A 25,168-nucleotide genomic window follows, 5' to 3' on the forward strand; every position below is an offset into this window, starting at 1 on the left:
GTTACGGCTCCTCGGTGACGTCGGCGGGGTGGGTCAGGGGTGCTGCTGCGCAGTCTGGTGCCTGCGTGTGGCGTACGGGCCCGAATGCCTCGGTCTCCGTCCGACGGAGGACCGGTTGACGCTCCGGGGTGAGCCGGACGACGAGGTGGCGGCGCCAGTTCTCGTCGTCGCGCTCGGGCCGGTCCTCGCGCCAGTGGCAGCCGCGGGTCTCCTCGCGCCGCCGGGCGGCGGCGACCAGGACGCGCGAGACGAGCAGCAGGTTGGTGGCCTCCCACGCCTCGACGCCGGGCACCGCGACCTTGGGCTCGTCCGCCTCCACGGCCAGCGCGGCGCTGTCGTGGAGGGCCTCCAGCTCGTCGGCGGCGGTGGCCAGGCTCTCGGCGGAGCGGAGCACTCCGGCGCCCCGGGTCATGATGCGCTGGATCGTGCGCCGGGCCTCCGGGGCGATCAGCGGGGAGGGCGCGCGGTCGTCGCCGGTTTCCGCGGCGCCCGCGCGGGGCCGGTCCTCGACGATGTCCGCCGCGATGCGCTCGGCGAAGACGAGGCCCTCCAGGAGGGAGTTGGACGCCAGCCGGTTCGCGCCGTGCACGCCGGTGCAGGCGACCTCGCCGCAGGCGTACAGGCCGGGCACCGTGGTACGTCCCCGCAGGTCGGTGCGGATGCCGCCGGAGGCGTAGTGCGCGGCGGGGGCGACCGGGATCGGTTCGGTGACCGGGTCGATGCCGTGGGCGCGGCAGGCCGCCAGGATCGTGGGGAAGCGCTGCTCCCACATCTCGGCGCCGAAGTGGCGGGCGTCGAGGTACATGTGCTCGGTGCCGTGCAGTTCCATCCGGCGGGTGATGGCCTTGGCGACGATGTCGCGCGGGGCCAGCTCCGCCAGTTCGTGCTGTCCGTGCATGAAGCGCGTACCGGACGCGTCGACGAGATGGGCGCCCTCGCCCCGTACCGCTTCCGACACCAGCGGCTGCTGGCCCTCGGAGCCAGCGCCGAGGAAGAGGACCGTCGGGTGGAACTGGACGAATTCGAGGTCGGAGACCTCCGCACCGGCCCGCAGCGCCAACGCCACGCCGTCGCCGGTGGAGACCGCCGGGTTGGTGGTGGCGGAGAAGACCTGGCCCATGCCGCCGGTGGCGAGGACCACCGCGGGGGCGTGGACCGCGCCGACGCCGTCGTGCTGGCCCTCGCCCATGACGTGCAGCGTGACGCCCGCGGTACGCCCTTCGGCGTCGGTGAGGAGGTCCAGGACGAGCGCGTTCTCCACGGTGTGCAGGGCGGCTTCGCGGACCGCCTCGACCAGGGCGCGGGAGATCTCGGCGCCCGTCGCGTCGCCGCCCGCGTGGGCGATGCGGCGGCGGTGGTGGCCGCCCTCACGGGTCAGCGCGATGTCGCCGCTCTCCGTGGTGTCGAAGTGGGCGCCGGTCCCGATCAGCCGGCGCACGGCGTCCGGGCCCTCGGTGACCAGGGTCCGGACCGCCGCCTCGTCGCACAGACCGGCGCCCGCGACCAGGGTGTCGTCGAGATGCTGCTCGGGGGTGTCGCCCTCGCCGAGGGCGGCCGCGATACCACCCTGCGCCCAGCGGGTGGAGCCGTCGTCGAGGCGGGCCTTGGTGACGACGACGGTGGCGAGGCCCGCGGCGGCGCAGCGCAGCGCGGTGGTGAGACCGGCCACGCCGGAGCCGACCACCACGACGTCGGCGTCGATGGACCAGCCGGGGGCGGGGGCGGTCAGCCGTATTCCGGTCACGTGGTGGCTCCGAAGGTCAGCGGGATGTTGTCGATGAGGCGGGTCTTGCCGACCCGCGCGGCGATGGCGAGGATCGCCTCACCGGAGGTGCGGTCGTCGGGGATCTCGGTGAAGTCCGCCGGGTCCACGAGCGCCAGGTAGTCCAGGGCGAGCGGGGGCTGCGCGGCTGCCGCGTCGTCGAGGATCAGGAGCGCCGCGGCCCGTACCGCCGAGGGGCCGTCGACCGGGCGGGCCAGGGCCACCGCCTGGGTGTCGGCGGCCGCGCGGGCCTCGCCGAGCGCGGTGAGCGCGGCGGCCCGGCCGGTGGTGGCCGCGGTGGTCTGCGCGCGGGCGTGCAGCGCCTGCTGGGCGGCGAGCCGGTCGCGGGCGGCGAACAGGGCCCGGGACAGGGCGAGGGCGGTGTGCCGTTCCTCCGCGTCCAGGAAGCGGTTGCGGCTGGAGAGCGCGAGGCCGTCCGGCTCGCGGACCGTCTCCACGCCGACGATCTCCACCGGGAAGTTCAGATCGCGCACCATGCGACGGATCAGCGCCAGCTGCTGGGCGTCCTTCTGCCCGAAGAGCGCGACATCGGGGCGGGTGAGGTGGAGGAGCTTGGCGACGACCGTGAGCATGCCGTCGAAGTGCCCGGGGCGCGAGGCGCCTTCGAGCCGCTCGCCCATCGGGCCCGCGGAGATCCGGACCTGCGGTTCGCCGCCGGGGTAGACCTCGTCGACGGACGGCGCGAAGACCGCGTCCGCCCCGGCGGCGCCCGCCACGGCGAGGTCGGCGTCGAGCGTACGGGGGTAGCGGTCCAGATCGGCGGCCTCGCCGAACTGGAGCGGGTTGACGAAGACGGTGGCGACCACCTGGCCGTCGGGGCCCGCCGCCGCGCGTGCGGCGCGGATCAGGGTCGCGTGGCCCTCGTGCAGGGCGCCCATGGTCATGACGACGGCCCGCGGCCCCTTGAGGGGGGCGAACGCGCCGAGCTCGGCCGCGGTACGGAGCAGGGTGGCGGCGGGACCGTGGGACGTGAGCGGTGCGACGGGGCGGGGGGTGCCGGGCCTGCCGGTCGTGTCGGTCATCGGGGCTCCTGTGATCCGGTGCCGCCCGTGGTGCCGGTGCCCGTGCCGTCGGCCAGGACCCCGAGCAGGTCCTCGGCCAGCTCCGGCTTGAGCATGCCGTGGGCGAGCGCGCGGTCCGCGGTGGCGCGGGCCATCGCGACGTATCCGGCCACGGCCTGCGGGGCGTGCCTGCGCAGCTCGCCGATGTGCGCGGCGACCGTACCGGCGTCGCCGCGGGCCACGGGGCCGGTCAGCGCGGCGTCGCCGGAGCGCAGGGCGTTGTCGAGCGCGGCGCCGAGGAGGGGGCCGAGCATCCGGTCGGGGGCGGCGACCCCGGCCGTACGCAGCAGCTCCATCGACTGGGCGACCAGGGTGACCAGGTGGTTCGCGCCGAGGGCGAGCGCCGCGTGGTAGAGCGGACGGGACTCCTCGGCGATCCATTCGGGCTCGCCGCCCATCTCGATGACCAGCGCCTCGGCGGCGAGCCGCAGCTCCTCGGGGGCGGTCACGCCGAAGGAGCAGCCGGCCAGCCGCTGGACGTCGACGGAGGTGCCGGTGAACGTCATCGCCGGGTGCAGGGCGAGCGGCAGGGCGCCGACCCGCAGCGCCGGGTCCAGGACCTTCGTCCCGTACCGCCCCGAGGTGTGGACGATCAGCTGTCCCGGCCGCACCGCACCGGTCTCGGCGAGGCCTTCGACCAGGCCGGGCAGGGCGTCGTCGGGGACGGTCAGCAGCACCAGCTCGGCGCGCGCGAGGACCTCGGCGGGCGGCACCAGCGGTACGTCGGGCAGCAGGGCGGCCGCCCTGCGCACGGACGCGTCGGAGACGCCCGACACGGCGACCGGCCGGTGCCCGGCGAGCTGCAGGGACGCGGCGAGAGCGGGGCCGACACGGCCCGCGCCCACGACGCCGACCGTGAGGCGGGCGGGGCGGTCCCTCGCGTCGAGGGGTTCATGGGGGGCTGTTGCATTCACGCGGCGGGGCCTTCCGTTCCAGTCCGCGGGGGGTACCGGACGATTTCTCTGCATGCTACGCCAGCGTTTCGCCCGGACTCCTGGCCGTCCACAGCCTGTGGGTAAAGTCCGGGCGGGGGCGCGGCCCGGGAGCCGGGCGACCGGAAAACCGTGCGGGCCCGAGCTGCGCGCTGCGTGATGATCGTCCCATGACAGACACAGCAGACCTGGACGGGCAGCCGCGGCCGGAAGCGCGGGAGGAATCCCAGGAGGAAGCGCAGCGGCTGCGCAGGATCAACGCCTGGCACGCGGCCGAACGAGTCCTGATCAGGCCGCCCATGAACCTCTCGCTCGGCGAACGGCTGGCCGCGCTGACGGCCGGGGCCGGGACCGTCACCGATCTCGACCGCCCCGCGGACATCTACGGCAACGGCGTCGTCGCTGAACTGGAGGAGCGGATCGCGGGCCTGCTGGGCATGGAGGCCGCCGCGTTCTTCCCGACCGGGACGATGGCGCAGCAGGTCGCGCTGCGGTGCTGGGCCGGGCGGACCGGCAATTCCACGGTGGCGCTGCATCCCCTCGCCCACCCCGAGGTGCACGAACGCGGCGCGCTGGGGGCGGTGAGCGGGCTGCGTACCGTCCATCCGACGTCCGGGCCCCGGCTGCCCACGGCCCAGGAGATCCGCGACTTCGACGAGCCGTTCGGCACGCTGATGCTGGAGCTGCCGTTGCGCGACGCCGGTTTCGTCCTGCCGACGTGGGAGGAGCTGGAGGCCGTGGTGGCGGCCGCGCGGGAACGCGATGCGGTGGTGCACATCGACGGCGCGCGGCTGTGGGAGTGCGCCCCCCACTTCGGGCGGGAGCTGCCGGAGATCGCGGCGCTCGCGGACAGCGTGTACGTGTCCTTCTACAAGACCCTCGGCGGAATCTCCGGGGCCGCGCTGGTCGGTCCCGGGTCGCTGATCGAGGAGGCCCGCACCTGGCGCCACCGGTACGGCGGGCAGCTCTTCCAGCAGTTCCCCGCGGCGCTCGCCGCCCTGATCGGCCTCGATCAGGAGCTGCCGCAGCTGCCTTCGTACGTGGCGCAGGCGAAGGTGGTGGCCGGGGCGCTGGCCGAGGGCTTCTCGGCGGCCGGCACCGGGTGGTTCCGGGTGCATCCGGAGCCGCCGCACACGCATCAGTTCCAGGTCTGGCTGCCGTACGGGGAGGATGTCCTGACGGAGGCGGGGGTGCGGCAGGCGGAGGAGACGGGCGTGTCCCTCTTCCGTAAGTGGTACCCCGCGGCCGCCGGGCCGCCCGGACTGTCGTTCACCGAGGTGACGGTGGGGCGCGAAGGGCTGGAATGGACGGCTGAGGATGTACGGGACGCGGTGCGGGAGTTCGTGGCGCGGCTGGCCTAGCAGGGGCCTGCCGGGCCGACCGGGGAAGGGCCGGGAGCACCGGAACCGTCGGCTCCGCGGTTTCGGGCGGACCCGGCTCCGCGGCTTCGGGTGAACAGGGACCGCAGCGCCGCCCGTCGGCGACCGCGCGCCGGACGGCCCGCGATCACCGCGTCGAAACGGCGCCGGTCGCGTGCCTCGCGCACCACTTCCCAGTCGTACCGGCCCGGCAGCGGCGGCGGGAGTTCGCCCCGCTGGGCCGCGCGATAGCTGTCGATCATGTGCTGCTGAATGGCGTCCATGGGCCTCAGCGTGGGCCGGTCCCGGCCCGTCCGGCCCGCCGATTGACGACCACCGTCAAATGGCGCGATGCCTTTCGCGGGCACCCCGCACTATGGGGGGGTGAGCGTGCACATCGACATCGCCGGGCTGGCGCCCGACCGCATCGTCTTCGAGACCTCCCCCCTCGCCGAGCTGGGGCTGGCCCTGCATGCCCTCTCCGAGCCGGGGCACCACCCGGGCCTGCACGGCTGGGCGACGGCGACCTCCAGCGCGCTGGACCCCGACCTCGCCGACCGGCTGCACGAGGCCGATTTCCTGTGGCGCCACACGTTCTCGGACATCTTCATGCCGTTCGCCGGGATCCGCGGCGGCAACGGCAGGGCGGGCGCCAACCTCGCCGAGGACCTCGACATCCTCGACCGGCTGGACGACGAACGGTTCGTCGCCGCCGCCCTGGAGTTCACCTGCACCAGCCTGTACGGGCTCGGCGCGCCCTCCCCGCTCAACGACCCGACGATGCGTACCCGCGCCCTGGACATGGCGGCGGCGCGCGGCCCCCGGCAGGTGGAGTTCGCCCAGCAGCTGCTGAGCGATCCGGCCCCGGTGCGCGCCTGGGTGCGGCGCCTGTTCGAGGACTGCGACCGGGCGTTCTTCGCGGACACCTGGTGCCGGGTGCGGGTCCAGCTGGTCGCCGACGCCCGGCACAAGACCGATCTGCTGCGGCGCAAGGGGATCGGCGAGGCGATGGGCGCGGTGTCCACGGCGCTGACCGTCGACGAGGCCGGGACCCGGATCAGCGCCGACAAACTGACCGAGGGCCGCACCAGCGCCGTCGGCCCCGGGCTCACCCTCATCCCGTCCACCTTCGGCTGGCCGCACCTCAACCTGCTGCACGCGCCGGGCTGGCGCCCGGTGATCCACTACCCGGTGCACCAGCCCGAGCTGCCCTCCCCCTCCTCCGTGGAGCTGCTGCAGCTGCGCATGGAGGCGCTGGCCCACCCGATGCGGATGCGCCTCTGCCGCCACCTCGCCCGCTCCCCGCACACGACCGGCCAGCTCGCCGATACGCACGGCATCACGGCCCCCGAGGTCTCCCGGCACCTCTCGGTACTGAAGAAGGCGGGCCTGGTCACCACCCGCCGGCGCGGCCGGTACGTGCTGCACCAGCTGGACCTGACCTCGGTGGCACGGCTCGGCAGCGACTTCCTGGAAGGCATCCTGCGCTGACCGGAAGGCGCCCCGGGCCGAGCCCCGGCTCGGGGCGTCGACCCGGATCAGCGGGCCCGCAGGTCAGACCGCCCCGCCACCGGCCCGGACCAGCCCGGTCTCGTACGCGAGGACCACGACCTGCACCCGGTCGCGCAGGTTCAACTTGGTGAGGATGCGGCCCACGTGCGTCTTCACGGTCGCCTCGGAGAGCACCAGGCGCGCCGCGATCTCGCCGTTCGACAGGCCCTGCGCGACCAGCAGCATCACTTCGCGTTCGCGCTCGGTGAGCTTGGCGATGTCCTTGTGCTGCGGTTCGCTGGTGCCGCTCGGCAGCATCGGGGAGAACCGGTCGAGCAGCCGACGGGTGGTGGACGGGGCGACGACGGCGTCGCCGCTGTGCACGGAGCGGATCGCGGCCAGCAGTTCGGCGGGCGGCACGTCCTTGAGCATGAAGCCGCTGGCCCCGGCCTTCAGCCCGGAGAAGGCGTACTCGTCGAGGTCGAACGTGGTCAGGATGAGCACCTTCGGCGCGTCCGGCTGCGCACAGATGCGCCGGGTGGCCTCGACACCGTCCAGCCTCGGCATCCGCACATCCATCAGCACCACATCGACGGCGGTGGCACGAAGGTTCTCGATCGCCTCCGCGCCGTCGCCGGCCTCGGCCACGACCTCCATGTCCGGCTGGGCGGCGAGCACCATCCGGAAGCCGGTGCGCAGCAGCACCTGGTCGTCGACGAGCATCACGCGGATCGCCATGAGGGGTCCTGTCTCCTGTCCTACGTCTGGTGGGCCCGGTACAACCTCAGGTGGGCCCGGTCCTGCGTCTAGTGGGCCGGCTTGAGCGGCAGCAGCGCGCTGATCCGGAAGCCGCCGCCGGGCCGCGGCCCGGCGTCCAGCGTGCCGCCGACCATGCCGACCCGCTCGCGCATCCCGATCATCCCGTGGCCCGCGCCGTCGGCGCCGCCGTCCTCGTACAGTTCGTGCGCCGCGCCCCGCCCGTCGTCCTCGACCAGCAGTCCGAGCCCGTCGTCGAAGTAGACCAGACGCACGCTGGCCCCCGCGTCCGGGCCGCCGTGCTTGCGGGTGTTGGTCAGGGCCTCCTGCACGATGCGGTACGCGGTCAGCTCGACGCCGCTGGGCAGCGGGCGGGGGGTTCCCTCGATCTTGAAGTCGACGGCCAGGCCGGTCTGTCTGACCTGTTCGATCAGATCCTCGATCTGGTCCACATCGGGCTGCGGGACGTACTCCCCGCTCTCCTGGGCATCGCCCGTCCGCAGCACCCCGAGCAGCCGCCGCATCTCCGCGAGCGCCTGCCTGCCGGTGCTGGAGATGGTCTCCAGGGCCTGCTTGGCCTGGTCGGGGGCCGCGTCCATGACGTACGCCGCACCGTCGGCCTGCACCACCATCACCGACACGTTGTGCGCGACGACATCGTGGAGTTCACGGGCGATACGGGCCCGCTCGGCCGCCACCGCGACCTTCGACTGCGCCTCGCGCTCCCGCTCCAGCCGGGCGGCGCGCTCCTCCAGCTGGCTGAAGTAGGCGCGCCTGGTCCGCATCGAGTCGCCGAGCACCCAGGCGAGCACGAACGGCACGGTCAGCACGACGACGATGAAGATCTCCTCGGCCCAGCCGGTCCGCGGCCCCTCGCCCGGCCAGCGCAGCTTGGACAGACCCGCCGCGCACAGGCTGCAGACCAGCGCGAGCCGGGACGCCCAGCGCTCCCCGACGGTGGCCACGGTGAAGACGATCATCAGCATCGCGAAGTTCATGACACCGGGGCCCACCCCGGTGACCAGCTGCACCACCCCCATCGCGATGGCGAGCAGCAGCATCTTCTCCGGCGCGCGCCTGCGCAACGCGACAACGGCGCAGAGCCCGAGAATGACCGGAACGGCAGCGACGCGCTCCCCCGTGCTTCTCCCCACACCCACAATGGACAGGCCGGAGAGCCCGAGGAGGACGACGGCCCAGAAGCTGTCGACGCCCGTCGGGTGTCTGCGGAGGAAGTCGTAGAGGCGCTGCACGTAACCCAGCGTAGGGACAGGCAAGGGGCGCACGGGTCAGCCGAAGGGCCGATCCGGTTTCTGGGACCGTACTCCCCAAGGTGGAGACTTGGATACGTGACGGATGAGTGGCGTGGGTGGCAGGAGGCGGCAGCGACCGCTTTGTACGGGGACGGGGGGTTCTACCGGAGCCCCGAAGGGCCGGCGGGCCACTTCCGTACCTCCGTCCATGCCTCCCCGCTCTTCGCCTCCGCCGTCGCCCGGCTGCTGGTCGCGACAGCACGGGAACTGGGCACCGGATCGGTCGACCTGGTGGACCTGGGCGCCGGGCGGGGCGAGCTGCTGACGGGGGTGCTCGCGGCGCTCCCGGCCGCGGGCGCCGACGGCCTCGCCGTACGGGCGTACGCCGTGGAGCTCGCCGACCGTCCGCCCGGACTGGATCCCCGGATCGAGTGGTGCGCCGAACCGCCGCCGCGGACGTACGGCCTGCTCTTCGCCAACGAGTGGCTGGACAACGTCCCGACCGAGGTCGCCGAGACCGACGCGGACGGCGTCGACCGGTACGTCCTCGTCCGGACCGAGGACGGTACGGAACGGCTGGGCGAGCCGGTGGCCGGGGCGGACGCCGAGTGGCTGCGCCGCTGGTGGCCGTCGGCCGGACCGGGCGGCCGCGCGGAGATCGGCCGCCCCCGCGACGAGGCCTGGGCACGGGCGGTGGCCACCCTGGCCGGGGGGCTCGCCGTGGCTGTGGACTACGCCCATGCGCGGGAGGCGCGGCCCCCGTTCGGCACCCTGACCGGCTTCCGGGCCGGCCGCGAGGTCCGGCCGGTGCCGGACGGCAGCTGCGACCTCACCTCGCACGTGGCACTGGACGCCTGCGCGGCGGCCGGGGCCGGGGCCGGGACGCCGCCCGAACTGCTGAGCCAGCGCGAGGCGCTGCACCGCCTCGGCGTCAGCGGCGGACGCCCGCCCCTGGCCCTGGCGTCGTCCGACCCGGCCGGCTACGTACGGGCGCTCGCCTCGGCGGGCGAGGCCGCGGAGCTGACGGCCCGGGGCGGCCTCGGCGACTTCGGCTGGCTGATGCAGCGCGGGGGCCGGGAAGCCGCCCCGTCGGCGGACCCGGGCCGGGGCCCGGGACCGGGCCCTCACGCGTTCACGTAATACTGGCCGCATGACGGAGACGACAGTCGGCATCGGCGGCGCGGCGGAGAGCACCGACATGGTGCTCAACATCGGCCCCCAGCACCCCTCCACCCACGGCGTGCTCCGTCTGCGCATCGTCCTGGACGGCGAGCGCATCCAGCACGCCGAGCCGGTCATCGGCTACATGCACCGCGGCGCGGAGAAGCTGTTCGAGGCCCGCGACTACCGGCAGATCGTGATGCTCGCCAACCGCCACGACTGGCTGTCGGCGTTCTCCAACGAGCTGGGCGTCGTGATGGCCGTGGAGCGCATGCTCGGCATGGAGGTGCCGGAGCGCGCGGTCTGGACCCGCACCCTGCTCGCCGAGCTGAACCGGGTCCTGAACCATCTGATGTTCCTCGGTTCGTACCCGCTCGAACTCGGCGGGATCACCCCGGTGTTCTACGCCTTCCGCGAGCGCGAGGAGCTCCAGGCCGTGATGGAGGAGGTCTCCGGCGGCCGGATGCACTACATGTTCAACCGCGTCGGCGGCCTCAAGGAGGACCTCCCGGCCGGGTGGCTCGGCCGGGCCCGGGACGCGGTCGCCTCGGTCCGGTCCCGGATGGACGTCTACGACGACCTGGTGCTCGGCAACGAGATCTTCCGGGGCCGCACCCGCGACGTGGGCGTGCTCTCCGCCGGGACCGTGCACGCGTACGGGGTGTCCGGGCCGATCGCCCGCGCCTCGGGCGTCGATTTCGATCTGCGGCGCGACGAGCCGTATCTCGCGTACGGGGAGCTCCAGGACACCCTGAAGGTGGTCACCCGCACCGAGGGCGACTGTCTGGCCCGCTTCGAGTGCCTGCTGGAGCAGACGCGCAACGCCCTGGACCTCGCGGACGCCTGCCTGGACCGGATGGCCGCCCTGGCGCCCGGACCGATCAACCAGCGGCTGCCCAAGGTGCTGAAGGCCCCCGAGGGCCACACCTACGCCTGGACCGAGAACCCGCTCGGCATCAACGGCTACTACCTGGTGTCCAAGGGCGAGAAGACCCCGTACCGGCTGAAGCTCCGCTCCGCCTCGTACAACAACATCCAGGCGCTCACCGAGCTGCTGCCGGGCACGCTGGTCGCCGACATGGTGGCGATCCTGGGCTCGCTCTTCTTCGTCGTCGGCGACATCGACAAGTGATCGACACGTAGCGGCCGCCGTCCCGGGGCCCGGGACGGCGGCCGCTGCTTCTGCTTCTGCTCCTGCTCCTGCTCCTGCTCCTGCTTCTGCTTCTGCTTCTGCTTCTGCGGAGATCGCGCCGCTCTACGAGATCGCGCTGCGCAGCTCCGCCACGTCCAGCTGCTCGGTCTCGTCGTGCGCGGTCAGGTCGATGACCTCGCCGACGAACCGGTTCCCGGCCGTGCCCGTACGGTGCGCGGCCAGCGCCTCCTCGCCCACCACGTCGGCGAGGTCCTCGTCCTGCACGGACTCGATCGCGGCGCGGGCCTTCTGCGTACCGAAGAAGTCGAAGCTGCCCTGCGGCACCAGGTGGCGGCGGGAAGCCGCGTACGGGGCGACGGCGGTGGCCGGGGCGGTGCGCGCCGGGGGCAGCGCGGCGGACGGCCGGGGCGCGGGCAGGGCGGCCGGCGGGCGCAGGTGCTGCGCGCCGGTCCGGTCCTCGTCCGCGGCGTGCCTGCCCTGCCGCTCCTCCGCCTGCCGGGAGCGCTCCGCGAGATCACGCTTCCTGGCCTGCTCGGCGGTACGGCGCGCCTCCTGGAGCGCCCCGTTGCGCGAGAGGTCCTCCAGCGCCTGGGCGGCCCGCAGATAGGCGGCCGGCGTCGGGGTGCTGCGCGCGGCGGGCAGCTCCCGGGGCGCGGCGGCGGCGGCCTCGATGGCGAGCTGCCTGCGGCCCTCCAGCGCGCTGGCCCGCTCGGTCTCGGCGTTGGCGTACCGGCGCAGCAGTGCGGCGTGCTCCCCGCGCAGGTTGGCGAGCTCCACGCGCTTGCGGCGCAGCTTCGTCTCCAGCCGGGCGCGCAGCTCCCGCGACTCCTCCAGGTCGGCCTCCAGCTCGGCGAGCCGCTCCTCGGCCCGCCACTCGTCACCGGCGCGGGCCCGCGTCAGCTCCGCGACCCGGCGGCCGGCTTCCTGGTCCCAGCTGCGCATCAGATACGCGCCGGTCACGGCGGCCGCCGCCGAGGCGGCCACCAGACCGCGCAGGACCAGGGGCTCGGCGAGCAGCCAGGCGCCTCCGGCACAGAGGACCGAGACTCCGACGACTGCCGACGGCGGAAGGATTCTGTGCAGAGGTGGCGAATGGCGATGACGTCCACGTGGCATGGCCTGAAATTTACCGTGTGTACGGGGCACTTGGGGGGCCGCCCGTCAATCTGTTCCCTGCCGGTTACCTGACGGCCCCCATTCCCCCCGATTCCTACTTCTCGACGAGGCCCTTGGACCGCAGATAGTCCTTGGCGACATCGGCGGGCTTTGCGCGCTCGGCGTCGACCTTGCGGTTCAGTTCCGCGAGATCCTCGGTGGTGAGCGCCTTGGTGAGCTTGCCGAGTGCGTCGGCAATGTCCTGGGAACCGGCGTCCTTGGCATTGAGGACCGGCAGTACGTTGTCGGCGTTCTGGAGCTTCTTGTCGTCCTCCAGGAACACCAGGTCGTAGCTGTCCAGCACCGCGTCCGTGGTGGTGGTGAGGACCAACTGGTCCTTGCCGTCCTTGACTGCCTGCTTGGACTGCGGCGTACCGACTCCCTTGGGGTCTATACCGGTGACATTGATGCCGTACGTCTTCTTCAGACCCGGTGCGCAGAACGGCCGCACCTCGCACTCGTCACCCGCCGCGATCTTCACTTCGGCCTTCGACCTGCCGAGGTCCGAAAGGGTCTTGAGCTTGTTCTTCGCGGCGAATTCCTTGGTCACCGCGAAGGCGTTCTGGTCCACGGCCGCACCGGCCGGGAGCACCTTCAGTCCGCGCGGGGTGGCGAGCTTCTCCAGCGCGGCGACCGTGGCCGCCGTGTCACCGGAGGCTACCGGCGCCTTCTCGGCCTTCTTCGAACCGTTCACCTTGGCATTGAGGAATTCGGCGATCGTCGCGGCGTATTCGGGGACGACATCGATCTCGCCCTTCTCCAGGGACGGCTCGTACAGTTCCCGGTTCGCCACCGTGGTGACCGAGGTGCTGTATCCGGCGTCGCCCAGGATCTGCGCGTACAGCTCCGCGAGCACCTTGGACTCGGTGAAGGAGGCCGCGCCGACGACCAGCGAACCCTTCTTGCCGGAGCCCGCGGCGCCGCCGGAGGATGCCGGGCCCGCCTTGTCCTTCTCCAGGCTGTCGCCGCCGCAGGCGGCCAGCGAGCCGGCCAGCGCCACCATGCCGATGACCGCGCCGGCTATGCGCGAGGTCTTGCTCATTGTCGTTCTCCGTCCACGGCCACGAGGGGCCGTATGAGTCCACAGCAACAGGGTCTGTACGAGATCGGGGTCCGGGGATGGCGGATCGGGTTTCATGTGGCTGTCACGCCGCCGTCATGCCGTCCGGCGGCGGCGCAGCGGTGACAGCAGCCGGTCCAAGCCCACCAGCACCGCCTCCACCAGCAGCGCGAGCACGGCGACCAGCACCGCCCCGGCGACCACCTGCGGGGTGTTGTACGTGTTGAACCCGGCGGTGATGATCCGGCCGAGACCGCCCTGGCCGACCATCGCGGCGATCGTGGCCGTGGCGACCACCTGGACCGCGGCGGAGCGCAGCCCGGTCATGATCATCGGGTAGGCCAGCGGGAGCTCGACCCGGACGAAGAGCTGCCACCCGGACATCCCCATGCCGCGTGCCGCCTCCGTCACCGACCGGTCGACCTCCGTCATCCCGACGTAGGCGTTGGTCAGCAGCGGCGGCACGGCGAACAGCACCAGCGCGATGACCGTCGGCACATATCCGGCGTTGCGCAGCGGCGAGACCATGAAGAGGGCCAGCACCGCGAAGACCGGGATCGCCCGCCCCACGTTGGAGAGGTTGACGGCCAGCGTGCCGCCCTTCCCGATGTGCCCGAGGTACAGCGCGACCGGCAGCGCTGTCGCGCACGCCAGGGCGAGCGCGACGCCGCTGACGTACAGATGCTCACCGAGCCGGTGGGCCGCCCCGCTCTCCCCCGACCAGTTGGCGCCGGTGGTGAGCCAGGTCCAGGCCTCGCCGAGAACTCCCATGGGATCAGACCGCCTTTGCCACGGTGCCCGCGTCCGCGGCACGTATTCGGGTCCAGGGGGTCAGCAGCCGCTGCACACCGAGCAGCAGCAGATCCGCGACGACCGCGAGCAGTACGCACAGGACCGAGGCGGTGAGCACCTGGGCCTTGAAGAAGCTGGGGAGCGCGTCCCCTATGAGATTGCCGAGGCCGCCTCTGCCGATGATCGACCCGACCGTCGTCAGCGCGATCGTCGAGACCGTGGCGATCCGCACCCCCGCCATCAACGCGGGCATGGCCAGCGGCAGTTCGACCTCCCACAGCAGCCGGACCGGCCCGTAGCCCATTCCCTTCGCGGCTTCCTTCGCCTCCTGGGGAACGGCTTCGAGGCCCGCCAGGATGTTCCGCACGAGAATGGTCAGCGAATACAGCACCAGGCCGGTGACCACCAGCGCGGCGGAAAGCCCGAACAGTGGCAGCAGCAGCGAGAACATGGCGAGCGAGGGCACGGTGTAGAGGACCGTCGTCAGTCCGAGCACCGGTCCGGCGAAACGGCGGCTGCGGCGCGCGAACAGCGCCAGCGGAAAGGCCACCAGGAGTCCGATCGCCACCGAGACCGCGGTGATCCAGATGTGCTGGACCGTCGCATCGGTCAACTCCTGGCTGCGGGAACGGAGATACTCCCCGCAGATCCAGTCGTTCGTCACCAGGCAGTTCTGTCCCGCGGCCATCCTTCCCCACCTCCCGGTCACCGCTTCGTACGTATGTCTGGCGAGCCTATCCTCGACCACTGACAATCGCCGGAGCCGTTGTATTTCAGCAACATGTCCTTCACAGAACACGCGCCACAATGGGGAACCATGATCCGTTTCGAGCACGTCACCAAGCGGTACGCGGACGGCACCACCGCCGTCGACGACCTTTCCTTCGAGGTCGCCGAGGGTGAACTGGTCACGCTCGTCGGACCGTCGGGGTGTGGCAAGACGACCACGATGAAGATGGTGAACCGGCTGATCGAACCGACCGAGGGCCGGATATTCGTCGACGGGGACGACATATCCGCCATCGACCCCGTCCGGCTGCGCCGCCGTATCGGTTATGTGATCCAGCAGGTGGGGCTCTTCCCGCACCGTACGATCCTGGAGAACACCGCGACCGTCCCGCATCTCCTGGGCTGGAAACGGGGAAAGGGCCGGGAACGCGCGGCCGAACTCCTCGACCTTGTCGGACTTGATCCTTCCGTTTATGGCGACCGGTATCCGGAACAGCTCTCCGGCGGTCAGCGCCAACGCGTCGGTGTGGCCCGGGCACTGGCCGCGGACCCGCCGGTGCTGCTGATGGACGAGCCTTTCGGCGCGGTCGACCCGGTCGTGCGGGAACGGCTGCAGAACGAATTCCTGAAACTTCAGGAACAGGTCCGTAAAACCGTCCTGTTCGTCACGCACGACATCGAGGAAGCGGTCCGGCTCGGCGACCGGATCGCCGTCTACGGGCAGGGCTCCATCGAGCAGTTCGACTCCCCCGCCACCGTGCTCGGCGCCCCCGCCACCCCCTATGTCGCGGACTTCGTCGGCGCCGACCGCGGCCTCAAGCGGCTCTCCGTGACCCCCATCGAGGAGGGCGACCTCGACCAGCCGCCGGTCGTCCACCTCGACGACTCGCTGGCGCGGGCGACCGAGCGGCTGCGGGCCGAGGGCGCGCGCTGGGCCGTCGTACTGGACGGCCAGGACAATCTGCACGGCTGGATCCCGGCCGACGGCTCCGCCGCCGGGGCCGGGGGCACGGTGCGCGCGCACGCCCGCAGGATGGAGGCGTGGCTGCCCGTCGGCGCCCCGCTCAAGCAGGCGTTCGCCACCATGCTCCAGCACGACGCGGGCTGGATCGCCGTCATCGACGCGGAGAGCACCGGCCGGTTCCTGGGCGTGCTCACCCCGGCCCGGCTGCACGAGGCACTGCGCCGCTCGATCGACGCGGACGCCCAGGACGTCCCGCGCGCCGAGGTGGCGGTCGAGAGCGTGGAGAGCGTCACCAAGGCCGCCACGCGGTGAACCGGGGGCGCCCGGTTCACCGCGTGGCGGCCCGTGTCAGTTCTCGCTGAGCCGGCTGCTCAGCCAGTCCAGCGCCGAAGGGATCTCCCGCCGCCAGGTGTTGAAGTTGTGCCCGCCGCTGTCGAGCACGATCGACGAGACCTGGGCGGGCGACTTCACCTTGGCCATGAACTGCAGCGTGGTGCGGTAGTTCCCCTCGCCATGCTTGGAGGTCGTGACGAGGAAGGACGAATCGGGCTGCTTCGGCATGTGGTCCAGGGTCCACATCAGATCGGCGCGGTCCCGCGCGCTCTGGTCGCCCTGGAAGAGATCGCCGGTCGTCGGGTCCTCGGCCGCCTTGTAGTACGCGGAGAGCCCGACGCTCGCCCCGAACCGGTCCGGGTGGTGGAGCCCGATCTTCAGGGCGCAGTAACCACCGGTCGAATTGCCGATGACGCCCCAGTTACGGGCCAGCTTGCCGACCCGGTACGACTCCGAGATCACCCGCGGCAGGTCCTCGGCGAGGTAGGTCTCGGTCTGCGGCCCGCCCTTCACGTCCACGCACTCGGTGTCCCGCGGCGGCGCGACCGTCGGCCGGAGCATCACCAGGATCATCGGCTGGGCCCGGCCGGCCTTCACCCGTTCGTGTGCCGTACGCGGGTACCGAAGGCTCTTCAGGAGGTTCTCCGAGACGCCCGGGTAGCCGGTGAGCACGACGACCGCCGGGAACTTGCGGTGGGCGAAGGCCGGCTGGAAGTACTCGGGCGGCAGGTACACGTACGCCGAACTCTCGATCTTCGACTGCCGGCCCGCGATCACGACCTTGTCGATCCGCCCGCCCATCGTGGGCCGCGAACCGCCGGGCACGTCCGGCCGCTGGATCCCGACCCGGACGATGTTCTTGGAGGCCAGCGTTCCGGCCGCGTGGTCCGTGACGACACCCAGATCCTGCTTCTGGCCGAACAGGTCGGCCCACGATCCGTAGAAGAGGAAGGAGTTGTTCGCCACCAGGGCCACCGTGACGAAGATCGTCACCTGGGTCGCCAGCAGCAGGCCGACCCTGCCGAACACCGCGGGCACGCTGCGACGGGCCAGCCGGGGCCAGAGCCAGACCGTGACGGCGAAGAACACCACGGCCAGCGCGATGGCCAGAACCAGAAATGTCTTGCTGGTAAGACCCATGGGGTTGAGCTTTCTTGTCTGGAAATTTCCGGCCGGCGGGTGAACCCACGGCCCGGAAGCCTCGTCCTACAGGTCGCACATCGTCCGGAGGGCTACGACCGAAGGACTCAAGAATCTCTCGCGGAACCACGGGAAGCGATGTCTGTCACGCTAGATGGGGATAAATCGGGATCGGTTCCGAGTCCCGTACGCAAGTTCGTACGCGGCCCGCGCCCCGAGTCCGTACCGACGCTGGTCGGTACCGCCTGCACCGCCGTCGGCCTGATCGATGTCGCCGCGGGTGTCTTCCCGCGCTTCCGGCACAGCCGGATGCACACGCTCGCCGAAGTGCTGCCCGGCGCCCTCGGGCCGTTCGCCGCCGCGCTCTCGCTGAGCGCGGGCGTCCTGCTGCTGCTGCTCGCCCACGGCCTCAAGCGGCGCAAGCGGCGGGCCTGGCGGGCCGCCGTCGTGCTGCTGCCGGCCGGTGCGCTGGCGCAGTTCACCTACCGGCACTCGGTCATCGGCACACTCGTCTCGCTGACGCTCTGCCTGCTGCTCATCCGCAACCGCGGCGAGTTCGCCGCGCTCCCCGACCCCAGGAGCCGCTGGCGGGCCCTGGCCAACTTCGTGCTCCTCGGCGCGGGTTCGCTGGCCCTCGGACTGGTCGTCGTCAGCGCGCACCCCGGCCGGGTCGTGGGCAGCCCCAGCGTCGCCGACCGGCTCCAGCACGTGCTGTACGGAATGCTCGGCTTCGAGGGGCCGGTCGAGTACGCCGGCGACACCTCCTGGACCGTGGCGTACTCCCTCGGCGCCCTCGGTCTGCTGACCGCCGTCACCACCATCTACTTCGCCTTCCGCCCCGAGCACCCGGCCGCCGGCCTCACCGAGGACGACGAGGCCCGGCTGCGCGTCCTGCTGGAGAAGCACGGCGGCCGCGACTCGCTCGGCCACTTCGCGCTCCGCCGCGACAAGGCCGTCGTCTTCTCCCCCAGCGGCAAGGCCGCCGTCTGCTACCGGGTCGTGTCCGGGGTGATGCTGGCCAGCGGCGACCCGATCGGCGACGTGGAGGCCTGGCCCGGCGCCATCGAACGGTTCATGGACGAGGCCAGGGCCCACTCCTGGACCCCGGCCGTGATGGGCTGCAGCGAGACCGGCGGCGAGGTCTGGACCCGCGAGACCGGCCTCGACGCCCTGGAACTCGGTGACGAGGCGGTGGTGGACGTCGCGGATTTCTCGCTCGCCGGGCGCGCGATGCGCAACGTACGCCAGATGGTGAAGCGCATTGAACGCCTCGGCTACGAGACCCGGGTCCGGCGCGTGAGCGACATCGGCGAGGCCGAACTGGCCCGCATCCGGCGCGCCGCCGCCGACTGGCGCGGCACCGACAACGAGCGCGGCTTCTCCATGGCGCTCGGCCGGATCGGCGACGCGGCCGACGGGGACTGCGTCATCGCCACCGCGCACAAGACCGACGAGCACACCGCCGACTCCCCCTACGGCGACCTGAAGGCCGTACTCCACTTCGTCCCGTGGGGCCGCGACGGCATGTCCCTCGACCTGATGCGCCGCGACCGCTCCGCCGACCCCGGCATGAACGAGCTGCTGATCGTCGCCGCCCTGCAGGCCTCCGCCCGGCTGGAGGTCCAGCGCGTCTCGCTGAACTTCGCGATGTTCCGCTCGGCGCTCGCCCGGGGTGAGAAACTGGGCGCGGGACCGGTGCTGCGGACCTGGCGCGGACTGCTGATCTTCCTCTCGCGCTGGTTCCAGATCGAGTCGCTGTACAAGTTCAACGCCAAGTTCCGGCCCCGCTGGGAGCCGCGCTTCGTCGTCTACCGCGCCGCCCGCGACCTGCCCCGCATCTCGCTGGCGGCCATGCAGGCGGAGGGCTTCGTGAACCTCGCCCTCCCCCGCCCCTTCGCCCGCCGCTTCCCGGCCCGCCGGCCCCGCCCCTGCGCCCACACCCGGGCGCCGGGCCAGGAAGGGCACGCGCGCGCGGCGTAGCGCCGCTCCGTACGGGGCCTACGCTGGTCGCATGAGTACGTTGCGTGGACGAGGCACGGTCCAGGGCCTGCCGGAGTGGGACCGCTGCGCGGTCATGGGTGTCGTGAACGTGACCCCGGACTCCTTCTCCGACGGAGGCCGCTGGTTCGACACCACGGCCGCGGTCAAACACGGCCTCGACCTGGTCGCCGAGGGCGCCGACCTGATCGATGTCGGCGGCGAGTCGACCCGCCCCGGCGCCAGCCGGGTGGACGCGTCGGAGGAGCTGCGGCGCGTGGTCCCGGTGGTCAGGGGCCTGGCGTCCGAAGGGGTCATGGTCTCCGTGGACACCATGCGGGCCCGGGTCGCCGAGGAGGCGGTCGCGGCCGGGGCCGCCCTGGTCAACGATGTGAGCGGCGGCCTCGCCGACGCCGACATGGTCCGGGTCGTCGCCGCGGCCGGCGCCCCCTTCGTCGTGATGCACTGGCGCGGCTTCAGCGAGTCCATGAACAGCCGCGCGGTGTACGGGGACGTCGTCGCCGAGGTCGCCCGTGAGCTGCGGGAGCGGATGGACGCCGTGATCGCGGGCGGCGTCGCCCCGGAACGGATCGTGATCGACCCCGGTCTCGGCTTCGCCAAGGACGCCTGCCACGACCTCTCCCTGGTCGCCCACCTCGACGAGCTGCGCGCCCTGGGCCGTCCGCTGCTGGTCGCCGCCTCCCGCAAACGTTTCCTCGGCCATGTGCTGGCCGGCGACGGCGCCGCACCGCCGCCCGCCCGCGAACGCGACGCCGCCACCGCGGCGATCTCCGCGCTCTCCGCCCACGCCGGCGCCTGGGCCGTCCGGGTCCACGAGGTACGGGCCACGGCCGACGCCGTACGGGTCGCCCGCGCCGTCGAGGGAGCCGCGTGACCGGGCCCCGCGACGAGCACGCGGAAGCGGCCGCCGACATCGCGGCCGTCGAGCAGGCCAACACCGCCTTCTACGAGGCGATGGAGCGCGGCGACCTCGAGGAGCTCTCCGGGCTCTGGCTGCCGGGCGAGGACCTCACCGTCTCCTGCGTCCACCCGGGCTGGCCGGTGCTGACCGGGCGCGGCGAGGTGCTGCGCAGCTATGCGCTGATCATGGCGAACACCGAGTACATCCAGTTCTTCCTGACCGACGTCGGAGTCTCGATGACCGGCGACACCGCCCTGGTGACCTGCACGGAGAACATCCTCAGCGGCGGCCCCGCGGAGGACGGCAACGCGCTCGGACCGCTGGTCGGCCAACTCGTCGTGGCCACCAATGTGTTCCGGCGCACACCCGATGGCTGGAAGCTCTGGTCGCACCACGGCTCGCCCGTACTGACCGAAACCGGTGAGGAAGAGGACGAAGAGACACCCTCCTGACCGGGTGGTCGAGCGGCTGCACCCCGGAAGGGGATTGGATCCGGGCAGTACGGGTATACGCGGCTACCAGTCCCGTGAGGCCGCGTCCACGGCCCCCACGGGCGAGCACTGTTGGTGCTCGCAGGTAGATTCGAAAGAGGGCACCTTGCCGTCCGCACGCGGCCCCGTGTCTCTACGACCAACGACAGCAGGAGTGATTCGCGTGGATCGTGTCGCGCTGCGCGGCCTCAAGGCCCGTGGGCACCATGGCGTCTTCCCCAAGGAACGGGAAGAGGGCCAGACGTTCATCGTGGACCTGGTGCTCGGCCTCGACACCCGCCCCGCGGCGGCCGCCGACGACCTGACGAAGACCGTGCACTACGGCGTCGTCGCGGAGGAGGTCGTCGAGGTGGTGCAGGGTGAGCCCGTCGATCTGATCGAAACGCTCGCGGAGCGCATCGCCCAGAAGTGCCTCAAGCACGAAGGAGTCGAGGAGGTGGAGGTCGTGGTGCACAAGCCGGATGCGCCGATCACCGTCCCCTTCGACGATGTGACCATCACCATCACCCGGAGCCGAGTATGACTGCGTTTTCCACCGAAGGGCAGAGCGACCCGACCGTACAGCCGGTGCCCGCCTCCGTGGTCGAGCAGGTGGACGCGGCGGACATCACCCTCTCCAACCCCAAGCGTGCCGTGATCTCCCTGGGCTCCAACCTCGGCAACCGCCTGGACACCCTCCAGGGCGCCATCGACGCCCTGGAGGACACCCCGGGCCTGCGGGTCAAGGCCGTCTCCCCGGTGTACGAGACGGAGCCCTGGGGCGTCGCCCCCGGCTCCCAGCCCTCGTACTTCAACGCGGTGATCGTCGTGAAGACGACGCTCCCCCCGTCCTCCCTCCTGGAGCGCGGCCAGGCCGTCGAGGAGGCCTTCGACCGGGTCCGCGAGGAGCGCTGGGGTCCGCGCACCATCGACGTCGACATCGTGGCGTACGCGGACGTCGTCTCCGACGACCCGGCGCTCACCCTCCCCCACCCCAGGGCCCATGAGCGGGCCTTCGTCCTCGCCCCGTGGCACGACATCGACCCCGAGGCCCAGTTGCCCGGCGCCGGCCCCGTCGCGGAGCTGCTGGCCGGGGTCGGCCGGGACGGCGTGCTGCCCCGGGCCGATCTGGAACTCCGTCTGCCCGAGTAGTCGTTAGGCTCAACGGAAACGGATCACCGGCGCCGCGGAACACCGGGCGACGGTGACCACGGCGACATGGATCACTGGCGGCGAAGGGCGGACCACTCGGTGAAGCAACTCAGGCTCGGGGTACTGGCCGGCCTCTTCGCCGCGGCCGTGGTGCTGTCCTGGGCCGGCGCCCGCCTCTGGGACTCCCTGGGCAACCTGCCGGGCGTTCCCCTCGCCGCGCCGGTCGTGCTCGCGGTGATCGCCGTCATCCTGCTGGCGACGGCGCTCTCCATCCGGTCCCGGCTGCGCGCCCAGCGCGAGCGCCGGCCGGGGGCCAAGGGCGTCGAGCCACTGATGGTGGCCCGAGCGGTGGTCTTCGGCCAGGCCAGCGCCCTGGTCGTCTCCCTGGTCTCCGGCATGTACGGCGGCGCCGGTTTCTTCCTGCTCGGCTCCCTCGACATCCCGGCCCGCCGCGACCAGGCGATCTACGCGGGCTTCGCAGTCCTGGCGGGCATCGCGGTGGTCGCCGCGGCCCTCTGGCTGGAGCGCATCTGCAAGCTCCCGGAGGACGAGGACAAGGACAAGAGCTCGGCGCCCGCGTAGGGTCTTTCGTCCGGATCGGGCCGGATCCGGACGAACGGCCCTGGGGCACCGAGCTCTGTCACACGGCTGCGCGGGCGTTCAGCGCGCCATGATCAGGCTCATGGCCTCGGCGCGCGTCGCGGGGTCGCGGAGCTGTCCGCGCACCGCCGAGGTCAGCGTCTTCGCCCCGGGCTTGCGGATACCGCGCATCGACATGCACATGTGCTCGCACTCGACGACGACGATGACCCCGCGCGGCTCCAGGATCTCCATCAGGGACTCGGCGATCTGCGTGGTGAGCCGCTCCTGGACCTGCGGGCGCCGGGCGTAGACGTCGACCAGCCGGGCCAGCTTGGAGAGGCCGGTGATCTTGCCGCTGGTCGCCGGGATGTACCCGACATGCGCGACTCCCCGGAACGGCACCAGATGGTGTTCGCAGGTGCTGAACACTTCGATGTCCTTGACCAGCACCATCTCGTCGTGACCGAGGTCGAACGTGGTCGTCAGGACGTCCTCGGGCTCCTGGTGGAGGCCCGCGAATATCTCCTTGTACGCCCGTGCCACCCGCCCCGGCGTCTCGCGCAGACCCTCACGGTCCGGGTCCTCGCCCACCGCGATGAGGAGTTCACGAACGGCGGCCTCGGCCCTCTTCTCGTCGAACTCGCCGATCGAACCCTGGCCGTCCAGCGTCACCGGGTCGGTCATCTGTGCCTCGTTCCTCTGAGCTGTCACCTGCGCATACCTCCGCACGGGCGTACGAAAAAGCCGCGCCCCCACAGGCTAGAACCTGTGGGGGCGCGGCTTCCATTCCGGGCCCGGTGCGACTCCCGTGAAAGGGGCCACACGGGGGAACGGGGCTCAGCTCTCGGGCCGGTCCTCCGGGACGACCTCGGTGGCCGGGACGGTGTCCGTGGGGACGGCCGTTCCGTTCGCCGTGGTGGCGCCGTTGGTGAGGGCGAGCTCCTTGGGCGAGAGCACCGGGGGCCGCGTCGACGGGGTACGCCGGGCGGAACCGGTCCACGCCGGACGGGCCGGGCGCTTCACGATCGGGGCGAAGATCTCGGCGATCTCCTCCTTGCCGAGCGTCTCCTTCTCCAGGAGCTGGAGAACGAGGTTGTCGAGCACGTCGCGGTTCTCGACGAGGATCTCCCACGCGTCGTTGTGGGCGGTCTCGATGAGCTTCTTGACCTCTTCGTCGACGAGGGCCGCGACCTCTTCCGAGTAGTCGCGCTGGTGGCCCATCTCCCGGCCCACGAAGGGCTCGGTGTTGTCACCGCCGAACTTGATCGCGCCGAGCCGCTCCGTCATGCCGTACTGCGTGACCATCGCGCGGGCCGTTGCGGTGGCCTTCTCGATGTCGTTCGCAGCGCCGGTGGTCGGGTCGTGGAAGACCAGCTCCTCGGCCGCGCGCCCGCCCAGCATGTAGGCCAGCTGGTCGAGCATCTCGTTGCGCGTCGTGGAGTACTTGTCCTCCTCCGGGAGCACCATCGTGTAACCGAGGGCACGGCCGCGGGAGAGGATCGTGATCTTGTGGACCGGGTCCGCCTGGGGGGAAGCCGCCGCGACCAGGGCGTGTCCGCCCTCGTGGTACGCGGTGATCTTCTTCTCCTTCTCGGACATGATCCGGGTCCGCTTCTGCGGGCCCGCCACGACGCGGTCGATGGCCTCGTCGAGCATCTTGTTGTCGATCAGCTTCAGATTGCCGCGCGCCGTGAGGAGCGCCGCTTCGTTCAGCACGTTCGCCAGGTCGGCACCAGTGAAGCCGGGCGTACGACGGGCGACGGCGCCGAGGTCGACGTCCTTCGCGACCGGCTTGCCCTTCTGGTGCACCTTGAGGATCTCCAGACGGCCCAGCATGTCCGGCCGGTCGACCGCGATCTGCCGGTCGAAACGCCCCGGGCGCAGCAGCGCCGGGTCGAGGATGTCCGGCCGGTTCGTGGCGGCGATCAGGATGACGCCGCCCTTCACGTCGAAGCCGTCCATCTCGACGAGCAGCTGGTTCAGCGTCTGCTCGCGCTCGTCGTGCCCGCCGCCCATACCGGCACCGCGGTGCCGGCCGACGGCGTCGATCTCGTCGACGAAGACGATCGCCGGGGCGTTCGCCTTGGCCTGCTCGAAGAGGTCACGGACCCGGCTGGCACCGACACCGACGAACATCTCGACGAAGTCGGAACCGGAGATCGAGTAGAACGGGACGCCCGCCTCGCCCGCGACGGCGCGTGCGAGCAGCGTCTTGCCCGTACCGGGAGGCCCGTACAGCAGGACACCCTTGGGAATCTTGGCGCCGACGGCCTGGAACTTCGCCGGCTCCTGGAGGAACTCCTTGATCTCCTGGAGCTCCTCGACGGCCTCGTCCGACCCCGCCACATCGGCGAACGTCGTCTTCGGGGTGTCCTTGGTGATCAGCTTGGCCTTGGACTTCCCGAACTGCATGACCCGGGAGCCGCCGCCCTGCATCTGATTCATCAGGAACAGGAAGACGACCACGATCAGGACGAAGGGCAGCAGCGAGAGGAGGATCGAGATGAACGGGGACTGCTTCGACGGCGAGACCGTGTAGCCCTTGTCGATCTTGCCGCTCTCGAACTTCTTCTGCAGCGTGTCGGCGAGCTGGACACCCTGGTCGCCGATGTAGCTCGCCTGGAACTTGGTGCCGGACTCGCCCGAGAGCTTCTGGTCCTTCTTCAACTCGATCTTGATGATCTGATCGTCACCGGTGGTCAGCTTGGCCTGCGCCACCTGGTCCTTGCTGATCGCCTGGATCACCTTGCCGGTGTCCACCGATTTGTAGCCGCCCGACGAGCCGACGACTGTCATCAACACGACCACGGCGAGGACGGCCAGCACGATCCACATGACCGGCCCACGGAAGTATCGCTTCACGTCCATCCATACGGGGCGAAGCCGCCCCGTCCCTCCTGCCCGTAGGTAAATGCTGCTGTGAGAAAAGACTGTTCTTCGGACG

General features: G+C 71.7%; 24 protein-coding genes. 11 read left to right on the plus strand and 13 right to left on the minus strand.

Going from position 1 to position 25,168, the window contains the following annotated elements; genetic code table 11:
• Position 1 precedes the first annotated feature (1 nt).
• Genes ACFVX4_RS15310 through ACFVX4_RS15320 form a run of 3 tightly spaced genes read right to left on the minus strand, consistent with a single transcriptional unit; the run spans position 2 to position 3,758 of the window.
• Positions 2 to 1,744, minus strand: a complete 1,743-nt coding sequence (locus tag ACFVX4_RS15310; protein ID WP_389976576.1) for an L-aspartate oxidase — start codon at positions 1,742 to 1,744, stop codon at positions 2 to 4.
• Positions 1,741 to 2,805: a pantoate--beta-alanine ligase gene (gene panC, locus ACFVX4_RS15315; RefSeq protein ID WP_389976579.1), complete on the minus strand. Its 1,065-nt coding sequence runs from the start codon at positions 2,803 to 2,805 to the stop codon at positions 1,741 to 1,743. The genes ACFVX4_RS15310 and panC overlap by 4 nt, the downstream gene beginning before the upstream one ends.
• Positions 2,802 to 3,758: a Rossmann-like and DUF2520 domain-containing protein gene (locus ACFVX4_RS15320; protein WP_389976582.1), complete on the minus strand. Its 957-nt coding sequence runs from the start codon at positions 3,756 to 3,758 to the stop codon at positions 2,802 to 2,804. Before ACFVX4_RS15320 ends, panC begins: the two co-directional genes overlap by 4 nt.
• 188 nt (positions 3,759 to 3,946) lie before the next feature.
• Here ACFVX4_RS15320 and ACFVX4_RS15325 point away from each other — a divergent pair, with 188 nt between their 5' ends.
• Complete coding sequence (locus ACFVX4_RS15325) at positions 3,947 to 5,137, plus strand: threonine aldolase family protein (RefSeq protein ID WP_389976584.1); 1,191 nt, start codon at positions 3,947 to 3,949, stop codon at positions 5,135 to 5,137.
• On the opposite strand, the gene ACFVX4_RS15330 is transcribed toward ACFVX4_RS15325, so the two are convergent.
• Positions 5,134 to 5,418: a hypothetical protein gene (locus ACFVX4_RS15330; RefSeq protein WP_389976587.1), complete on the minus strand. Its 285-nt coding sequence runs from the start codon at positions 5,416 to 5,418 to the stop codon at positions 5,134 to 5,136. The two genes, ACFVX4_RS15325 and ACFVX4_RS15330, sit on opposite strands and share 4 nt — an antisense overlap.
• Positions 5,419 to 5,524: 106 nt before the next feature.
• On the opposite strand from ACFVX4_RS15330, the gene ACFVX4_RS15335 reads away from it, so the two are divergent.
• Positions 5,525 to 6,625: a DUF5937 family protein gene (locus tag ACFVX4_RS15335; RefSeq protein WP_389977033.1), complete on the plus strand. Its 1,101-nt coding sequence runs from the start codon at positions 5,525 to 5,527 to the stop codon at positions 6,623 to 6,625.
• A gap of 63 nt (positions 6,626 to 6,688) precedes the next feature.
• On the opposite strand, the gene ACFVX4_RS15340 is transcribed toward ACFVX4_RS15335, so the two are convergent.
• Positions 6,689 to 7,363 (minus strand): response regulator, encoded by a 675-nt coding sequence (locus ACFVX4_RS15340; RefSeq protein WP_389976589.1) that lies wholly within the window; start codon positions 7,361 to 7,363, stop codon positions 6,689 to 6,691.
• 68 nt (positions 7,364 to 7,431) lie between these two features.
• Positions 7,432 to 8,634, minus strand: a complete 1,203-nt coding sequence (locus ACFVX4_RS15345) for a sensor histidine kinase (RefSeq protein ID WP_389976592.1) — start codon at positions 8,632 to 8,634, stop codon at positions 7,432 to 7,434.
• Between the two features lie 96 nt (positions 8,635 to 8,730).
• On the opposite strand from ACFVX4_RS15345, the gene ACFVX4_RS15350 reads away from it, so the two are divergent.
• Together ACFVX4_RS15350 and ACFVX4_RS15355 are read left to right on the plus strand one after the other, a co-directional pair.
• Positions 8,731 to 9,774, plus strand: coding sequence for an SAM-dependent methyltransferase (locus ACFVX4_RS15350; protein WP_389976595.1), 1,044 nt, complete (start codon positions 8,731 to 8,733; stop codon positions 9,772 to 9,774).
• A 10-nt stretch (positions 9,775 to 9,784) separates the two neighbouring features.
• Positions 9,785 to 10,927, plus strand: coding sequence for an NADH-quinone oxidoreductase subunit D (locus ACFVX4_RS15355; RefSeq protein ID WP_389976598.1), 1,143 nt, complete (start codon positions 9,785 to 9,787; stop codon positions 10,925 to 10,927).
• A gap of 123 nt (positions 10,928 to 11,050) precedes the next feature.
• On the opposite strand, the gene ACFVX4_RS15360 is transcribed toward ACFVX4_RS15355, so the two are convergent.
• The 4 genes from ACFVX4_RS15360 to ACFVX4_RS15375 form a co-directional block, all read right to left on the minus strand.
• Positions 11,051 to 12,064 carry a hypothetical protein gene (locus tag ACFVX4_RS15360; RefSeq protein WP_389976601.1) on the minus strand — a complete coding sequence of 338 codons (1,014 nt, stop codon included), beginning with the start codon at positions 12,062 to 12,064 and terminating at the stop codon, positions 11,051 to 11,053.
• A gap of 94 nt (positions 12,065 to 12,158) precedes the next feature.
• Positions 12,159 to 13,145, minus strand: a complete 987-nt coding sequence (locus tag ACFVX4_RS15365) for an ABC transporter substrate-binding protein (RefSeq protein WP_389976604.1) — start codon at positions 13,143 to 13,145, stop codon at positions 12,159 to 12,161.
• Between the two features lie 114 nt (positions 13,146 to 13,259).
• A complete protein-coding gene (locus ACFVX4_RS15370) occupies positions 13,260 to 13,934 on the minus strand; it encodes an ABC transporter permease (protein WP_389976607.1) in 675 nt (224 codons plus the stop codon).
• Positions 13,935 to 13,938: 4 nt separating this feature from the next.
• Positions 13,939 to 14,643: an ABC transporter permease gene (locus ACFVX4_RS15375; protein WP_389976609.1), complete on the minus strand. Its 705-nt coding sequence runs from the start codon at positions 14,641 to 14,643 to the stop codon at positions 13,939 to 13,941.
• A 129-nt stretch (positions 14,644 to 14,772) separates the two neighbouring features.
• On the opposite strand from ACFVX4_RS15375, the gene ACFVX4_RS15380 reads away from it, so the two are divergent.
• Positions 14,773 to 15,960 carry an ABC transporter ATP-binding protein gene (locus ACFVX4_RS15380; RefSeq protein WP_389976611.1) on the plus strand — a complete coding sequence of 396 codons (1,188 nt, stop codon included), beginning with the start codon at positions 14,773 to 14,775 and terminating at the stop codon, positions 15,958 to 15,960.
• Positions 15,961 to 15,996: 36 nt separating this feature from the next.
• Here ACFVX4_RS15380 and ACFVX4_RS15385 read toward each other — a convergent pair whose 3' ends face one another.
• Positions 15,997 to 17,121 carry an alpha/beta hydrolase gene (locus ACFVX4_RS15385; protein ID WP_389976613.1) on the minus strand — a complete coding sequence of 375 codons (1,125 nt, stop codon included), beginning with the start codon at positions 17,119 to 17,121 and terminating at the stop codon, positions 15,997 to 15,999.
• A 138-nt stretch (positions 17,122 to 17,259) separates the two neighbouring features.
• Between ACFVX4_RS15385 and ACFVX4_RS15390 the strand changes: the two genes are divergently transcribed.
• From ACFVX4_RS15390 to ACFVX4_RS15415, 6 genes are all read left to right on the plus strand, one after another.
• Positions 17,260 to 19,101, plus strand: a complete 1,842-nt coding sequence (locus ACFVX4_RS15390; RefSeq protein WP_389976615.1) for a phosphatidylglycerol lysyltransferase domain-containing protein — start codon at positions 17,260 to 17,262, stop codon at positions 19,099 to 19,101.
• A gap of 94 nt (positions 19,102 to 19,195) precedes the next feature.
• Complete coding sequence (gene folP / locus ACFVX4_RS15395; protein WP_389977036.1) at positions 19,196 to 19,993, plus strand: dihydropteroate synthase; 798 nt, start codon at positions 19,196 to 19,198, stop codon at positions 19,991 to 19,993.
• Entirely contained in the window at positions 19,990 to 20,472 is a 483-nt protein-coding gene (locus ACFVX4_RS15400) for a nuclear transport factor 2 family protein (protein WP_266417642.1), read from the plus strand. Before folP ends, ACFVX4_RS15400 begins: the two co-directional genes overlap by 4 nt.
• Positions 20,473 to 20,674: 202 nt before the next feature.
• Positions 20,675 to 21,034 (plus strand): dihydroneopterin aldolase, encoded by a 360-nt coding sequence (folB, locus tag ACFVX4_RS15405; protein WP_072487082.1) that lies wholly within the window; start codon positions 20,675 to 20,677, stop codon positions 21,032 to 21,034.
• Complete coding sequence (gene folK, locus ACFVX4_RS15410) at positions 21,031 to 21,642, plus strand: 2-amino-4-hydroxy-6-hydroxymethyldihydropteridine diphosphokinase (RefSeq protein ID WP_266417638.1); 612 nt, start codon at positions 21,031 to 21,033, stop codon at positions 21,640 to 21,642. The genes folB and folK overlap by 4 nt, the downstream gene beginning before the upstream one ends.
• Positions 21,643 to 21,741: 99 nt before the next feature.
• The gene (locus ACFVX4_RS15415; RefSeq protein WP_389976618.1) at positions 21,742 to 22,224 is read left to right on the plus strand and encodes a DUF3180 domain-containing protein; all 483 of its coding nucleotides are present in this window, start codon (positions 21,742 to 21,744) and stop codon (positions 22,222 to 22,224) included.
• A 78-nt stretch (positions 22,225 to 22,302) separates the two neighbouring features.
• On the opposite strand, the gene folE is transcribed toward ACFVX4_RS15415, so the two are convergent.
• Positions 22,303 to 22,908 carry a GTP cyclohydrolase I FolE gene (gene folE / locus ACFVX4_RS15420; protein WP_093547466.1) on the minus strand — a complete coding sequence of 202 codons (606 nt, stop codon included), beginning with the start codon at positions 22,906 to 22,908 and terminating at the stop codon, positions 22,303 to 22,305.
• A 153-nt stretch (positions 22,909 to 23,061) separates the two neighbouring features.
• Complete coding sequence (gene ftsH, locus ACFVX4_RS15425) at positions 23,062 to 25,092, minus strand: ATP-dependent zinc metalloprotease FtsH (RefSeq protein ID WP_389976621.1); 2,031 nt, start codon at positions 25,090 to 25,092, stop codon at positions 23,062 to 23,064.
• Positions 25,093 to 25,168: the final 76 nt, after the last annotated feature.

Origin of the sequence: Streptomyces sp. NPDC058240, from assembly GCF_042882135.1 — a bacterium.
Taxonomy (GTDB): domain Bacteria; phylum Actinomycetota; class Actinomycetes; order Streptomycetales; family Streptomycetaceae; genus Streptomyces.